The sequence below is a fragment of the Actinomadura sp. NTSP31 genome (assembly GCF_041951385.1).
GTDB lineage: Bacteria > Actinomycetota > Actinomycetes > Streptosporangiales > Streptosporangiaceae > Spirillospora > Spirillospora napierensis.
In genome coordinates, this window is the sequence record NZ_JBGNUT010000002.1 from 324,319 (window position 1) to 338,530 (window position 14,212).

Consider the following 14,212-nt stretch of genomic DNA (forward strand, 5'->3'; position numbering starts at 1 on the left):
CCCGCCGTCACGACGTCGGCTGGAAGAGGATCGTCTTCAGGTCCGGCTTCTGCTGGAGCAGCTTCTCGGTGCTCATCAGGTCGACGATCCGCTGCATGCGCGTGGCGTTCAGCGAGGTCGAGTAGCCGGGCATGGTGATCACCTTGGCCACCTGGGCGTCGATCTTGGAGTAGCTCGGCAGCACCTCCTCGACGCGCTTGCGGTCGCCGGTCGCGATCTTCTGCGCCGCGATGATGGCGCGCTGGAAGGCCGCGGCCGTCTTCGGGTTCTTCTTGACGAAGTCCTGCGTGCTGACGTAGCCGCTGATCGGGGTGTCGGTGATCGGCTCGGTGCCGCCGTCGACGGCGACCCGCGCGCCGAGCTTCTTCTCGGTGTCGGAGGAGAAGGGCTCCACGGTGTGGATGGCGTCGACCTGCCCCTTCTCCAGGGCGGTGGCCATCTGCGGGAAGGGCACCTGGACGTACTTGACCTTCGACGGGTCGGCGTTGTTGGCCTTGAGGATCGCGTCCAGCGTGAGCGACTGGATGTTGTTCAGGATGTTGACCGCGACCTTCTTGCCCTCCAGGTCCTTGGGGGACTTGATCGAGGACTTGGGCATGACCAGCACGTCCATCATGTGCGAGGTCATGGTGGTGCCCTCGGCCAGGATGCTCAGCTTGAGCGCGCCCTTCTCGTTGGCCTGCAGGAACGAGACGTAGTTGGCGCCGGAGATGACGTCGACCTCGCCCTTGGAGAGCGCGGGCAGGGCCAGGGTGCTCTGCGCGATCGGCTTGATCTTGACGTCCAGCCCCTCCTTCTGGAAGAGCTTCTCCTTCTGCGCGATGTAGACGGCGGCGCTGTCCACGAGCGGCAGGGCGGCGACCGTCACGGTCTTCTTCTCGAGTCCGTTGCCGCCGCCCGAGTCGTCCGAGTCTCCGCAGGCGGCGGTGAGGGACGCGACCAGGGCGAGGGCGCTGAGCAGCGCGAAAAGACGTCTGGATTGCCGCATGGGCACTCCTTAACTCAACAGGGGGAAGTTGCTTCGGCAGGGATCGGGCAAAGCAGGGCATGTGAGCCAGGGGGAACGACTGCAGCCACCACTCCCGCCGCGCCTGAAGATCACGTGCGTCGGGAGAGTATCGCGGACTAGGCGTCTTGGGGGGTTTGGCTCCGAATTGCGTGACTCTCTTGTGTCCTGGCGAAGGCCGGCGGCCGGCGCCGGGCGGAGGGTGTCTCCGCTGGTGGGGACGGTGGCCGGGGGCCGGATCGGCGGGCTCGCGGCGGACCGGCCCTACCGCCGGGTAGGCGTTCCGCATGGCGTTCGATATGGCGTCGAATAAGCGCCGCATTCCCCTTGTTTTACGGGGTTCCCGCGCTTGTTGTGACAATCCATCGCCAGTCGAATGCGGAGTGTGAGCGGGTCGTGGGACGCCGGTCGGGCGGGGCGGCCCGATCGGGGGATGGGCGCGGGAGGAACAGGTGAGGTTACGGTATGCGATTGCCCAATTACAGAACGTCCGGGCGCGGAGAGTGACATTCCATACTCGCGGAAACGGACATATAGGCATGAACCTACGATTGCCGCATTGGTCCCTATGGTCTCGCATATGGTCCTTTGCGGCCTATCCGTGGATGTGCTGCAATGTCGTGCGCCGGAGGTGGAGACGATGTTGCTTTAACCCTTCGCGCCGATGGGGCTACGGAGTGTGTGCGGCATCGTGAGGGAGAGGGTGTTGACGGCGGATGCAACCAAGCGACGTGGGTCGCGACCGTGCTCGGCCTGGTGACGTCGAGGTGCGGTCGGACCAGCCGGCACGGCCAGAGCGCCCGCCGCGACCGGGCGGGCGGCTCCGCCTGCGCAACTGGCGGGTCCCGCAGCGCCTGATCGTGCTGATCCTGGTCCCCACGCTCGCCGCCGTCGTGCTGGCCGGCCTGCGGATCTTCGACTCGGTCGGGAAGGCGCAGAGCTACGGCCGCGTCGAGCACATGGCGGAGCTCGGCGAGGGCATCGCCCAGTTCGTCCAGGAGTTCACCGCGGAGCGCGACGAGGCCGTCGAGTACATCACCGCCGGCCGGCCGGCCTCCATGCAGCCGGCCCTGCAGGCCCAGCAGCGGCGGACCGACGCGCAGGTCGTGCCGGTGCGCACGGCCGCGTCCCGCATCGGCGGCTCCTACGGGTCCGAGGCCGTCCGCGACGCCACCGGGGTCGACAGCCGGCTCGACGGCGTCAAGGCGCTGCGCTCCCTGGTGACCGGGACCAAGGTCCCGGCCTTCATCGTCCTGCAGAAGTACACCGACTCCGCGCAGGAGATGATCGCCGTCCTGGACGGGATCTCGCAGAACGTCGCCGACGACCGGCTCGCGGAGTCCAGCCGGGCGCTCGGCGCGCTGGCCCGCGCGAAGGAGGCCGTCTCCCGCGAGCGCGCCATCCTGCTCATCGGCGCGCGGGAGGGACGGCTCGTCACCGACGAGCTGAACCAGCTCACCGCGGCGCGCGCGCAGGAGGACAGCGAGCTCGCCGCCTTCCGTGACTCCGCGTCCCTGGAGCAGACCCAGCGGTACGAGGACACCGTCGTCGGTCCCAAGATCGACCAGGCCCGTGACGTGCGGCAGCGGGTGATCGCGGCGGCCGGCGCGAACGGCGGCGTGCTGCCGAGTGCGCTGCGCTCCACCCGCGCGGCCAAGACGATGCGCACCGCGATGACCTCGATGGTCGACCAGATGCGCCAGGTCGAGCAGCGGCTCGCCGCCGAGATCCGCGCGCACAGCGACGAGCAGGGCACGTCCGCGCGCAACGCGACGATCCTCGACTCGGCGCTCGTCGCCGTGCTGCTGGTCATCGTGCTGCTGATCACCATCGTGATGGCCCGGTCGCTGGTGCGCCCGCTGCGCCGGCTGCAGTCCGGCGCGCTGGAGGTCGCCAGCACCCGGCTGCCCGGGCTGGTCGACCGGCTGCGCGACCCCGAGGCGGCCGCCGGCGGCATCGAGGTCGCCCCGATCGAGATCGACTCCACCGACGAGATCGGCCAGGTCGCGCGCGCCTTCGACGAGGTCCACCGCGAGGCGGTCCGGCTGGCGGCCGACGAGGCCGTGCTGCGCGGCAACATCAACGCGATGTTCGTCAACCTGTCGCGGCGCAGCCAGTCGCTGATCGAGCGGCAGCTGAAGCTGATCGAGGAGCTGGAGCAGAGCGAGCGCGACGAGGAGCAGCTCGGCAGCCTCTTCCGCCTGGACCACCTCGCCACCCGCATGCGCCGCAACTGCGAGAACCTGCTGGTCCTCGGCGGCCAGGAGCAGGCCCGCCGGTGGAACAAGCCCGTCCCGCTGATCGACGTCGTCCGCGCCTCGCTGTCGGAGGTCGAGCAGTACGAGCGGGTGGCGCTGCGCGTCCAGGGCGACATGACCGTCGCCGGGCCCGTCGTCAACGACCTCGTCCACCTGCTGGCCGAGCTGGTGGAGAACGCCCTGGTGTTCTCCTCCGAGCACACCAAGGTCACCGTCTCCGGGCAGCTGCTCAGCGGCGGCGGCTCCATGCTGCAGATCACCGACAACGGCGTCGGGATGTCGCCGGAGGAGCTGGAGCAGGCGAACTGGCGGCTGGCGAACCCGCCCGTCATCGACTTCTCCGCCGCCCGGCGCATGGGCCTGTTCGTGGTCGGCCGCCTGGCCGTCCGGCACGGCATCCGGGTCGAACTGCGGGCCGCGCAGGGCGGCGGGCTCACCGCGTTCGTCGTGCTGCCGGACGCGGCGGTCACCCCGGGCGAGCCCGCCGGCGTCGGCGTCGGCGCGCGCGGCCTCGGCGCCCGCGACAGCGGCGCCCACGGCCAGCTCGCCGCGCTCACCACGACGGGGGCCGAACCGCCCTCCGCCGGTTCGAGCGGCGCGTTCCGCCAGGACGACTTCGGTACCGCCGCCGGGCTCGGCGCGGGCACCGGCGGCAACCCGATGGTCGGCCACACCGGTCCGCTGCGGCCGCTGCGCGGCGCCACCGGGCCGCAGCCGGCGATGGGCGCGCCCTACCCGCCGGCCGACGGCACCGGGGGGCAGTCGCCCCTCTCGACCGGGCCGCTGACCCCCGCCGCCGGAACCGGGGCGCACGCGGCCGGCACGGGGGCGCACGCCGCGTTCCCGAACACCGGCCCGCTGCCCGCGGTGCCGCCGCCCCCGCGCGAGCCCGCGGACGCCGCGCCGCCGGACGACCCGTACGGCGTCCCCGGCGACCGGCCGGCGCCGCGCGACCTGCCCGTCCGGCGTCCCGGCGCCCAGCTGCGCGGCCGGCAGGCCGACAACGGGCCGCGGGACAACGTGTTCGAGCCCCCGAGCGAGCGGACGCAGCAGCCCCCGGCCAACGGGTTCCGCGACGCGGCCGACCGGCGCACCGGTCCGCTGCCCGTGGTCCCGGAGGCCCAGCCCGTGGTGCCCGAGCCGGGCGCCCGGCGCCAGCAGATCCCCTGGGAGACCGGGCCGCTCGAGCAGGTCCCCGGGGAGGCCGGGCCGCGGGGCGACGGCTCCCGCAACGGGGCGCCCGCCGGCAGGCGCGGCGGGGGAGAGCCGCAGCGGCCCCGGGACGCCGTCCCGGAGCACCGCGGCGCCGACCCGTCCGGCTACGAGCAGAACGGCTACGAGCGGAACGGCTACGACCAGGGCGGTTACGAGCAGGGCGGCTACGACCAGGGCGGCTACGACCAGGGCGGCTACGAATCGAACGGCTACGAGCAGGGCGGCTACGAGCAGCCCGCTCCCGCCGCGCGGCAGGCGCCGCCGGCCGCGTCCGCCGGGCCCCGGCGGCCGCGCGTGCCGGAGCGTTCGCCGATCTTCGACGCGATGCAGTCGGAATGGTTCCAGCGCCGGACGGGAGGGGACGTGGGCGAGGATCCGGTCAAGGGCTGGGAGTCTCCGGCGGACGAGGGCTTCCGTGCGGCCGAGGCCGCCCGCGAGCCCGTCGCGAGCAGCCGCACGCAGGTCGGGCTGCCCAAGCGCGTCCCCGGAAAGAACCGCATTCCCGGGGCGGTGGGCCGCACCCCGGCCGCCGCGGGCGGGCCGCCCCAGCCGGCGGCGCAGCCGCCGGCGGCCGCGGGACGGACGCAGCCGGTGCCGCGCCCCGGCGGGCCCGTCCAGGACCAGCAAGCGTCCGGCCAGTCGGCCGACGTCGTGCGCAACCGTTTCGCGAGCCTGCAGCGCGGCGTCCATCGGGGCCGCAACGAGGCGCGGGGCGGCGGCACGTCAGGTGAGGTGCCGTCACAGGGTGACGGCGAGACAGGAGGCACCCGGTGAGCGGGCAGGATCTCAACTGGTTGGTGACGAACTTCGCGGACCGTGTCGCGAAGGTCGCGCACGCCGTCGTGGTCTCCTCCGACGGATTGCCGATGGCCTACTCCTCGGGCTTCCCGCCCGAGCGGGCGGACCAGCTCTCGGCGATCGCCTCGGGGTTGATGAGCCTGACCCAGGGCGCGGCGAAGATCTTCGACGCGGGCGGTGTGAACCAGACGGTCGTGGAGATGGACCGCGGCCTGCTGTTCGTCATGTCGATCGCGAACGGGTCGGTGTTCGCGGTGCTGGCGGCGCCCGACTGCGACCTCGGGCTCGTCGCGTACGAGATGACGCTGCTGGTGGAGCGGGTGGGCCGGGTGCTGACCCCGGCGCTGCGCGCGCAGGAGCAGCAGCAGCCCTACGGCGGCCCCTCGGTGACCGAGATGGGCGCCGGGCCCGCCCGCTTTTGACCGTGACTGACTCTGACGGAGGTCGGCGACATGGATCGAGGCAGTCCCTTCGGAGGCGGTCCGGGGGTGCCGGGGCGCTGGTCCGGTGAGCCGCGCTCGGTGCAGGACAGGCCGGCCGGGCGGGACGAGGGCGACACCAGCTCGCTGGTGCGCCCGTACGCGGTGACCGGCGGGCGCACCAAGCCGCGCTACGACCTGGCGATCGAGGCGCTGGTCACCGCCGCGCCCTACCCGCCGCGCGATGTGTCCATGCTGACCCCGGAGTACCGGGCGATCATGGACCTGTGCCGGTCGGCCCGCTCGGTGGCCGAGGTGTCCGCGCTGCTGCGGATGCCGCTGGGCGTGGCCCGCGTGCTCGTCGCGGACATGGCCATGGAAGGGCTCCTGCGCCTGCACCAGTCGACCCCCACGACGGCCGGCGGCCAGCCGGACCTCCGCTTGCTAGAAAGGGTGCTCAGTGGCCTTCGGAAGCTCTGACCAGGTCCCGCCCCCGGGGCCGCACGGACCCGAGGCCGAGCTGACCTCGGTAAAGATCGTCGTCGGCGGCGGGTTCGGCGTCGGCAAGACCACCTTCGTCGGGTCGGTCTCGGAGATCATGCCGCTCACCACCGAGGCGGTGATGACCGCGGCCAGCGCCGACGTGGACGACCTGTCGGCCGTCCCGGACAAGACGACCACCACGGTCGCGATGGACTTCGGCCGCGTGTCGCTGGACAGCGAGCTGATCCTGTACCTGTTCGGCACCCCGGGGCAGCACCGCTTCTGGTTCATGTGGGACGACCTGGTGCGCGGCGCGATCGGCGCGGTCGTGCTGGTCGACACCCGGCGGCTGGAGGACTGCTTCGCGGCGGTCGACTACTTCGAGGAGCTCGGCCTGCCGTTCGTGGTGGGCGTCAACGGGTTCCACGGCGAGTTCCAGTACGCGGTCGAGGACATCCGCGACGCGCTGTCGATCAGCGCGCACGTGCCGATCGTGCAGTGCGACGCGCGCAGCCGCGAGTCCACCAAGCAGGTGCTGATCACGCTGGTGCAGCACGCGATGTCGGTGCACGGCGTCGGCGCGCAGGCCGCCGCGCCCGCGCCGCCCGCCGCCCCCGGCGGCCAGCTGGGCTCGGCGTCGCCGAGCTGGACCTGACGCCGGCCCGGATCCCGGGCCGGCTCCGCCGCCCCCGCCCTGGCCGGCCGGTGTCGGATGTCCCACACCGCCCGTGGTTACGGTCGCGTAGATTGTGTGCACGATGCATGATTGTCCGACGTGACCGACATTGAACGAATGCCAGGGCTTGCGATGGACGAACTGGAGAAGATCCGTACGTACGTGGCCATCGGCGACAGCTTCACCGAGGGCCTGAACGATCCCTACCCCGGCGAGAACGACCGTTTCCGCGGCTGGGCCGACCGGCTCGCCGAGCATCTGGCCGAGCACGGCCCGGGCCTGCGCTACGCCAACCTCGCGGTGCGCGGCAAGCTCGTCCGGCAGATCGTGGACGAGCAGGTCCCGCGGGCCGTCGAGCTCGCGCCCGACCTCGTGACGTTCTGCGCGGGCGGCAACGACATGATCCGGCCCGGCGCCGACCCGGACGCGCTCGCGGTCGTCTTCGACGACGCCGTCCGGCGGCTGCGCGCCACCGGCTCCCGCGTGGTGGTCTTCACCGGCTTCGACACCCGCGGGATGCGCACCGGCGGCCGCATCCGCGGCAAGGCCGCCACCTACAACATGCACCTGCGCGCCATCGCCGACCGCCGCGGCTGCTCGGTCGTCGACCTGTGGTCGCTGCGGATCTTCAACGACCCGCGCGCCTGGTACGAGGACCGGCTGCACCTGTCGCCCGAGGGGCACCGCCGCATGGCGCTGTTCGTCGCCGGCGTCATCGGCGTCCCGGTGAAGGAGGACTGGCGCGAGCCGTGGCCGCCCCCCGAGCCCGCCGACTGGCTCTCCTCGCGCCGCGAGGACCTGCACTGGGCCCGCGCCTACCTCCTCCCGTGGATCGGCCGCCGGGCCACCGGCCGGTCCTCCGGCGACGGCCGCGCCCCCAAGCGCCCGGCTCTCACGGAGCTCGGCGAACGCTAGCGGGCGGGCCGGGAGGACCCGTGCCGCGCGGCCGGGGGGCCCGGGGGCTCGTCCCCCCGGTCGAGCTCGCGGGCGGGGTTCGGGGCGGCCGCGCGGTCGTCCGCCGACAGGGCCGCCTCGAGCGTCGCCTGGACGGGGATGCGGCGGTGCAGTCCGGTGATCTCCAGGGTGCGGCGGACGATGGGACGGGGGCCGGCCAGGGTGAGGCTGCCCCCGGCGGCCGTGGCCGCCTTGTAGCAGCCGACGATGACCGACAGGCCCTGGGAGTCCATGAACTCCAGATCCGCGAGGTCGAGGATGAGGTGGTCGCCGTGCTCGCGGCGCGCGGCGTCCAGGCGCCGGCGCAGCTCGTCCGAGCCGGCGATATCGAGCTCGCCGCGCAGCCGCACGACGGCGCGGCCGGCGTGCGAGCGGGCGGTCACTTCAAGCGGTGGCACCGGGGGGTTCCCCCTCCTGTCAGCAGGCGTCCGCCGGCACGGGTGCCCGGGCAGACGTTTTCCATATGACAACTATCGCCGAGGAGAGGCCGTGTGCCAACCCGGCGCGACGGGGTGTGCGTGATCGCGCCGGGTCGTAGGGTGCTTGCCAGACGTGACGTCGCCCCCCGCCGCAGAGGAGAAGGACCAGGTGCGTTCCCCCCGGCTGCCGGACCATCTCGAGCTGCTGCTCACCGAGGAGCCCGTGCTCGACGTGTACGCCCACGGACCATGGCGCGTGCCCGACGGGCTTTACGAGCGGATGCGGGAGCGGGCGGTCGCCTACAACGCCGACCCGCGGGCGGCGCTGCTGTCGCGGCGGCTGAGCGACTTCTACGGCGAGGGGACGAGCGCGGCGGGCGCCGAGCAGTGGTCGCTGCTGACGTTCCTGCTCGGCGCGTCGGCGGTGCGCGGCGGGTCGCGCGGGGACGTCGACTACGAGGTGCTGTCGGACTTCCTGGCCACGCCGGAGCCGGCCGTCCGCGATCCGGCCGCGTGGTTCACCCAGGGCGGGCGGTGGCGCCCGCCGGGCCTGTGGCTGCCCGAGCCGGCCGGTGACGACCGCGAGCTGCGCACCGCGATGCTGACCCTGGCCCGCGACGGGCTCGACGTCTTCGACGGCCTGGAGCCGCTGGAGCGGCGCCGCCGGGCGCTGATGGGCCTGTTCGACCGGCGGGCCGCCGACCCGGAGCTGCTCGAGCTGGACCTGACCGTCCCGCAGGAGCGGCTGGAGGAGCTGTGGGCCGCCGGCCTGACCGACGAGGAGCTGGCGGCCCTGCCGGAGCTGTCCGGGCCCGTCGGATACCTCGGCTGGGCGTGCGAGGGACTGGACGCCGCGCACGCGCGCTTGGCGGAGGCCGTCCTGGACGGCGACGGCGCGGACGCCGCACTGGCCAAGGTGCTGCTGGCGGCCGAGGCGACGTCCGTCCCCGCGGAGCTGTCGGTCGCGCTGGGGATCGACCGCTACCAGGCGCTGGAGGAACGGTTCCGCGCCGTCCGCGGCGGGTTCTCCGTCGAGGCGTGGCAGCAGGACGTGCGCGCCTGGCTCGCGCGGGGACTGGTCGCCGGCGAGGCGGACGCGGCGCGGGCCTGGCTGGACATGGCGGTCCGGATCACCGGCGCGGTGCAGGGCCTGCCGGACGCGGCGACGAGCCCGCGCTGCCGCGTCCCGGTGCGCCCGTTCCAGTCCGATCTGCGACGGTTGTTCGCGGCGCGCCGCGTCGCCAACCCGCTGGTCGCCGTGTTCGCCCCGGACGCGCCGGGCGAGACCCGCCCGGAGGACTCGCCCGCCCCCGCCGAGGCCCCCGACGACGCGCTGGTCGGGCAGCCGGAGCTGGCGCGGGCGGTGCAGGACGCGCTCGCGGCGCGGCTCGCGGGGGAGCGGCCCGTCCGGCTGCTGATCGCCGGGCCGGAGGGCACCGGCAAGGGGACCGCCGCCGAGCTGCTGGAACGGCGGCTCGCCGCGGGCGGCGCCGTGCGCGAGGCGCTGTGGATCTCCGACCAGGTGTTCGCCTCGCTGAGCGTGAGCGACGCCGCCCTCTGGCTCCAGGCCCGCGTCCGCGACTGCGTCGAGGGCCGGATGCTGCTGGTCATCGACGACCTGGAGCGGCTGGTCACCTACGAGCGGTGCGGCGCGGCGGCGGTCGAGGAACTGCGCCGGCTCATGGCCCGCTCGCCGCGCCTCGACGTCGTCGCGCTGTGCCGCACGGGCGGCGACCGGCGGCTCTTCGACGCCAACCCGGCGCTCGTCCGGGCCTTCGACGTGGCCCGCACGCACGACTTCGCCGACGGCGACTTCGCCGAGCTGTTCACCCGGGCCGTGCTGGCCCGCGGCGCCGCGGTGCCCGCCGACGTCGCCGCGACCGCCGGGGTCCTGCTCAGCCGCACGCCGCCGCTGCTGAACCTGCGCGGCGCGCGGCTGGCCGAGCACACCGCGGCGCAGTGCGTCGCGTCCGCGCGGGCCCGCGCCGGCGGCGGCGACCCGGAGGTCACCGCCGCGGACCTGCCGCAGCGGCTCATCCCGGGCCGTCCCGCCGAGACCGACCCGTTCGCCGAGCTCGCCGCCTGCGCCGGGATCGCGCCGGTCAAGCGGGAGGTGGACGCGCTGGTCGCCGAGGCCAAGGCGGCCCGGCTGCGCCGCGAGGCGGGGATGGCGCTCGCCGCCCGCCCGCGGAACCTGGTCTTCACCGGCAACCCGGGCACCGGCAAGACGAAGGTCGCGCGGATCCTCGGCCGGATCTACGCCGGGCTCGGCGTCCTGTCGTCCGGGCACATGGTGGAGGTCGAGCGCGCCGACCTGCTCGGCGAGTACGCCAGCGAGAGCGTGCTGCGGGTGCGCCGCGCCGTGGAGCAGGCGCTCGGCGGCGTCCTGGTCGTCCGGGACGCGCACGCGTTCGTCGCGGCGGCCGTGGACGCCGCGCGCGGCCGGGAGGTCCTGGACGTGCTGCTGACCACCGTCCAGGCGCACACCGACGACCTCGTGGTGGTGCTCACCGGGCCGCAGGCGGAGATGAACGGGCTGCTGAAGTCCCATCCCGACCTCGCCGCGCTGTTCCCCCGGACCGTGCCCTTCCCCGACCTCACCGACGACGAGCTGGTGCAGGTCTTCGCCGCCAAGGCCGCCGACGGCGGGTTCACGCCCGCCCCCGGCGTGCTGGACAAGGTGCGGGCGCTGGCCCAGGCCGCGCCGCGCGACCACGGCTTCGGCAACGCCCGCATCATGATCCACCTGCTGGACCGGGCGGTGGCGATGCAGGGCCGCCGCGTGCTCGCCGACGGGATCGTCGACGAGACCGAGTCGCTCGACGAGATCCTGCCCGAGGACGTCCCGGACACCCTCGGCCGCGGCGGCGGGGACGTCTCGGCCGACCCGCTCGGCGAGATCGGCCGGCTGATCGGCCTCAAGGACATCAAGCGGCAGGTGGACGCGCTGGTCGCCGAGGTCCGCGCCGAGCAGATGCGCCGCGACGCCGGCGTGCCGCTGACCGTCCCGACCCGGCACATGGTGTTCATGGGCAACCCGGGCACCGCGAAGACGACCATCGCCCGGCTGATCGCGGCCGTCTACGCGCGGCTCGGCCTGCTCTCGTCCGGGCACCTGGTCGAGGTGACCCGCGCCGACCTCGTCGCCGAGTTCATCGGGCAGACCGCCCCGCGGGTGCGCGCCGCGGTCGAGCGGGCCCTCGGCGGCGTGCTGTTCATCGACGAGGCGTACGCGCTGACCTCGGCGGGCGGCGGCGACCAGCGCGACTTCGGCCACGAGGCGATCGCCGAGCTGCTGCGGCTCATGGAGGAGCACCGCGCCGACCTGGTCGTCATCGTGGCCGGCTACGACGCGGAGATGGAGCGCTTCCTGAAGTCCAACCCCGGCCTGGAGTCGCGCTTCCCGCAGATCCTGCGCTTCCCCGACTACTCCGACGACGAGCTGGTCACGATCTTCGAGCTGATGGCGGCGACGGCCGGCTTCACCCTCGCCGCCGGCGTGCCCGCCGCGCTGCGCCGGCTCGTCGCCGCCCAGCCGCGCGGCTCCTCCTTCGGCAACGCCCGCCTCGTCCGCAACCTGCTGGACGCCGCGATCTCCCGCCAGGCGCAGCGCATCACCGCCGCCCACGACGAGGACCCCGCCGCCACCGACCCGGCCGAGATCCGCCTCCTCCGCCCCGAGGACCTCCCCGAGAGCCCCCCGGCCGACACCGACCCCAACAGATTCGGCCCCTACCTCTGACACGCACGACCTCGACACCCGGTCACGGGCGGGCACGTGGAGCGCCAGCGGAGCGGGAAACGGCCTACCGACCGCGACGGGAGGTTCCAGGGGGGTCGTCCCCCCTGGGCAGATAAGCGCGGGACTGGAGGGTGTAGAGGTCGGCGTAGAGGCCGCCCTGCGCCATGAGGGCGGCGTGGTCGCCCTCCTCGATGACCTTGCCGCGCTCCAGGACGTAGATGCGGTCGGCGAAGCGGACGCTGGCGAGGCGGTGGGTGATGAGCAGGACGGTGCGCCCGGCGGCGTGGTCGCGGATCCGGTCGAACAGCAGGTGCTCGGCGCGGGCGTCGAGGCTGGCGGTGGGCTCGTCGCAGATCAGCAGCGGGGCGTCCCGGTAGAAGCCGCGGGCCACGGCGAGCCGCTGCCACTGGCCGCCGGACAGCTCGGCGCCGCCCTCGAAGCGGCGGTCCAGGAGGGTGTCGTAGCCGCGGGACAGGTCCGCGACGACCTCCTCGGCGCCGGACGCGCGGGCGGCGGCGAGCACGCCGGGGTCCTCCGGTTCGCCGGTGCGGTGCCGCGGCCCGCGGCCCATGGTGATGTTCTGCCGGGCGGTCATGGGCCAGTGGGTGTACTCCTGCGCGATGACGGCGACGCGGCTCCACACCTCGTGCGGCGGGACGGCGGTGAGGGGGACGTCGTCCCAGAGGACCTCGCCGTGGTCGGGGTCGTAGAGGCCGGCCATGATCCGGGAGAGGGTCGTTTTGCCGGATCCGTTCTCGCCGACGAGCGCGACGACCTCGCCGCGGCGCATCTCCAGCGAGACGCCGCGGAGCGACGGGGCGTCCGAGCCGGGGTAGGTGAAGGTGACGTCGCGGACCCGGATCCGGGCGAACGCGGCGGGCAGGCCGGCGGGCAGGTCGGTAGGCAGGTCGGGGCCGCGCGGCGGGAGGGCGCGGTGCGGGATCCTGGCCTCGGCGGCGTCGCAGAAGGCCAGGTAGTCGCCGAAGTACAGGCCCTCCTCGTAGCACTGGTTCACCGCGAACACGAGGTTGGCCAGGGACGTCTGCCCGCTCCTGATCGCCAGGACGGCGGTGCCGGCGACCGCGAGCGGCACCCAGCCCCGCCACAGCATCAGCCCGAGCGCGATGTAGACGCCGGCGGTCGCGACGCCCTTCAGCACGTCCCCGGTGATCTTCACGTAGGTCTGCCGGCGGGCCAGGTCGAGCTCGACGCGGCGCTGGTGGGCGGCGAACCGGTCGTACTCGGCGAGCAGGAACGGCCGCATGGTGAACGCGCGGACCTCGGCGGCGTGCCGCCGCTCGGTCATCAGGCCGGACAGGATCCACTTGCGGCGGGCCACGCCGACCAGCGCGAGCATCGTCGCGTAGCGCATCCGGGCGCTGCGCACCGACGCCCAGCCCTCCGGCACCGCGGTCAGCAGGAGCAGCGGGAGCAGCAGCGGGTGCAGCACGCCGAGGGTGCCCGCGGCGGCGGCCATGCCGACGGTGCCGGTCAGGACGTCCACGGCGTGCTGGACGACCTGCGGCGCGGCGTTCATGCCGCGGGTCTCGGCGCGCTGGAGGTCGTCCAGGAACGTGGAGTCGTCGAGCGCGGTCAGGTGCGCGGCCGTGGTGGCCTCGTAGAGCCGCAGCTCGACCAGCCGCTGGACCTGCGGTTCCAGCCGGGCCTGCGTCCAGCCGGCGGCGGCCTGGAGCCCGGACCGCAGCGCCGCCGAGGCGGCGACGAGCGCCAGCGACGGCAGCGCGTCGCGGACCCGGCCGGGCGTCGGCCCGGCGCTGAACAGCGCGGTGAGCACGCCGGTCGTGGCGAGCAGCCCGAACGCGGTGAACATCCCGGCCGCGACGTTGAGGGAGACCGTCGCGACCGTGTCCGCGCGGCTCGCCCGCCAGGCCAGCCCGGCCGCCTGCGCGATCACCGCCGGGAGCCGCCGCGCGACGGTGCCCAGCCCGGTCTCGGCGAGCTCGCCGTCCCTGGCATGCCAGACGTGCGCCGAGAGCTCCGGCATTTCGCGATCGGGCCGGTCGTCCGGGTCCGTGCGTTTCGCGGGCGGGAGGTGCCGCTTGCCCGCCAGAAGGAGGATCTTTTCGGCAAAACGTAGTACCGCGCCCATGCGCCGCCCTCCGCACGTATGTACCGCCGAAGGGCAGTGTGCGCCTTTAGGGGGACGTTGTCCGCTTCATATGTCACATAGCGTGGTGATTTGGAGCTGTGGACAATCATGCGCCGGATGGACGCGGCACGC

General features: G+C 73.9%; 9 protein-coding genes. 6 read left to right on the forward strand and 3 right to left on the reverse strand.

From position 1 onward, the window contains the following. Positions 1–7 precede the first annotated feature (7 nt). The gene (locus ACA514_RS04340; RefSeq protein ID WP_375039663.1) at positions 8–988 is read right to left on the reverse strand and encodes an ABC transporter substrate-binding protein; all 981 of its coding nucleotides are present in this window, start codon (positions 986–988) and stop codon (positions 8–10) included. Between the two features lie 785 nt (positions 989–1,773). On the opposite strand from ACA514_RS04340, the gene ACA514_RS04345 reads away from it, so the two are divergent. The 5 genes from ACA514_RS04345 to ACA514_RS04365 all read left to right on the forward strand — a co-directional run bounded on the left by ACA514_RS04345 (position 1,774) and on the right by ACA514_RS04365 (position 7,770). Then, the gene (locus tag ACA514_RS04345) at positions 1,774–5,253 is read left to right on the forward strand and encodes a nitrate- and nitrite sensing domain-containing protein (protein WP_375039664.1); all 3,480 of its coding nucleotides are present in this window, start codon (positions 1,774–1,776) and stop codon (positions 5,251–5,253) included. Next, complete coding sequence (locus ACA514_RS04350; protein WP_375039665.1) at positions 5,250–5,699, forward strand: roadblock/LC7 domain-containing protein; 450 nt, start codon at positions 5,250–5,252, stop codon at positions 5,697–5,699. Before ACA514_RS04345 ends, ACA514_RS04350 begins: the two co-directional genes overlap by 4 nt. Before the next feature lie 30 nt (positions 5,700–5,729). Beyond that, positions 5,730–6,176 (forward strand): DUF742 domain-containing protein, encoded by a 447-nt coding sequence (locus tag ACA514_RS04355; protein WP_375039666.1) that lies wholly within the window; start codon positions 5,730–5,732, stop codon positions 6,174–6,176. Between the two features lie 40 nt (positions 6,177–6,216). Further along, positions 6,217–6,834: an ATP/GTP-binding protein gene (locus ACA514_RS04360; RefSeq protein WP_344268580.1), complete on the forward strand. Its 618-nt coding sequence runs from the start codon at positions 6,217–6,219 to the stop codon at positions 6,832–6,834. A gap of 138 nt (positions 6,835–6,972) precedes the next feature. Then, positions 6,973–7,770 (forward strand): SGNH/GDSL hydrolase family protein, encoded by a 798-nt coding sequence (locus tag ACA514_RS04365; RefSeq protein WP_375039667.1) that lies wholly within the window; start codon positions 6,973–6,975, stop codon positions 7,768–7,770. Here the strand turns inward: ACA514_RS04365 and ACA514_RS04370 are convergent. Beyond that, positions 7,767–8,207, reverse strand: coding sequence for an STAS domain-containing protein (locus tag ACA514_RS04370; protein ID WP_375039668.1), 441 nt, complete (start codon positions 8,205–8,207; stop codon positions 7,767–7,769). The two genes, ACA514_RS04365 and ACA514_RS04370, sit on opposite strands and share 4 nt — an antisense overlap. Before the next feature lie 154 nt (positions 8,208–8,361). Between ACA514_RS04370 and ACA514_RS04375 the strand changes: the two genes are divergently transcribed. Beyond that, on the forward strand, positions 8,362–11,970 hold the full coding sequence (locus tag ACA514_RS04375; protein ID WP_375039669.1) for an AAA family ATPase: 3,609 nt from the start codon (positions 8,362–8,364) through the stop codon (positions 11,968–11,970). 64 nt (positions 11,971–12,034) lie between these two features. On the opposite strand, the gene ACA514_RS04380 is transcribed toward ACA514_RS04375, so the two are convergent. Next, entirely contained in the window at positions 12,035–13,975 is a 1,941-nt protein-coding gene (locus tag ACA514_RS04380) for an ABC transporter ATP-binding protein (protein WP_375039670.1), read from the reverse strand. Positions 13,976–14,212 lie beyond the last annotated feature (237 nt).

What these genes read in the sequence shown, in the direction of transcription:
- ACA514_RS04340 (WP_375039663.1), bottom strand. Translation starts at nt 988, where the DNA reads ATGCGGCAATCCAGACGTCTTTTCGCGCTGCTCAGCGCCCTCGCCCTG.
- ACA514_RS04355 (WP_375039666.1), top strand. Translation starts at nt 5,730, where the DNA reads ATGGATCGAGGCAGTCCCTTCGGAGGCGGTCCGGGGGTGCCGGGGCGC.
- ACA514_RS04365 (WP_375039667.1), top strand. Translation starts at nt 6,973, where the DNA reads ATGCCAGGGCTTGCGATGGACGAACTGGAGAAGATCCGTACGTACGTG.
- ACA514_RS04380 (WP_375039670.1), bottom strand. Translation starts at nt 13,975, where the DNA reads ATGCCGGAGCTCTCGGCGCACGTCTGGCATGCCAGGGACGGCGAGCTC.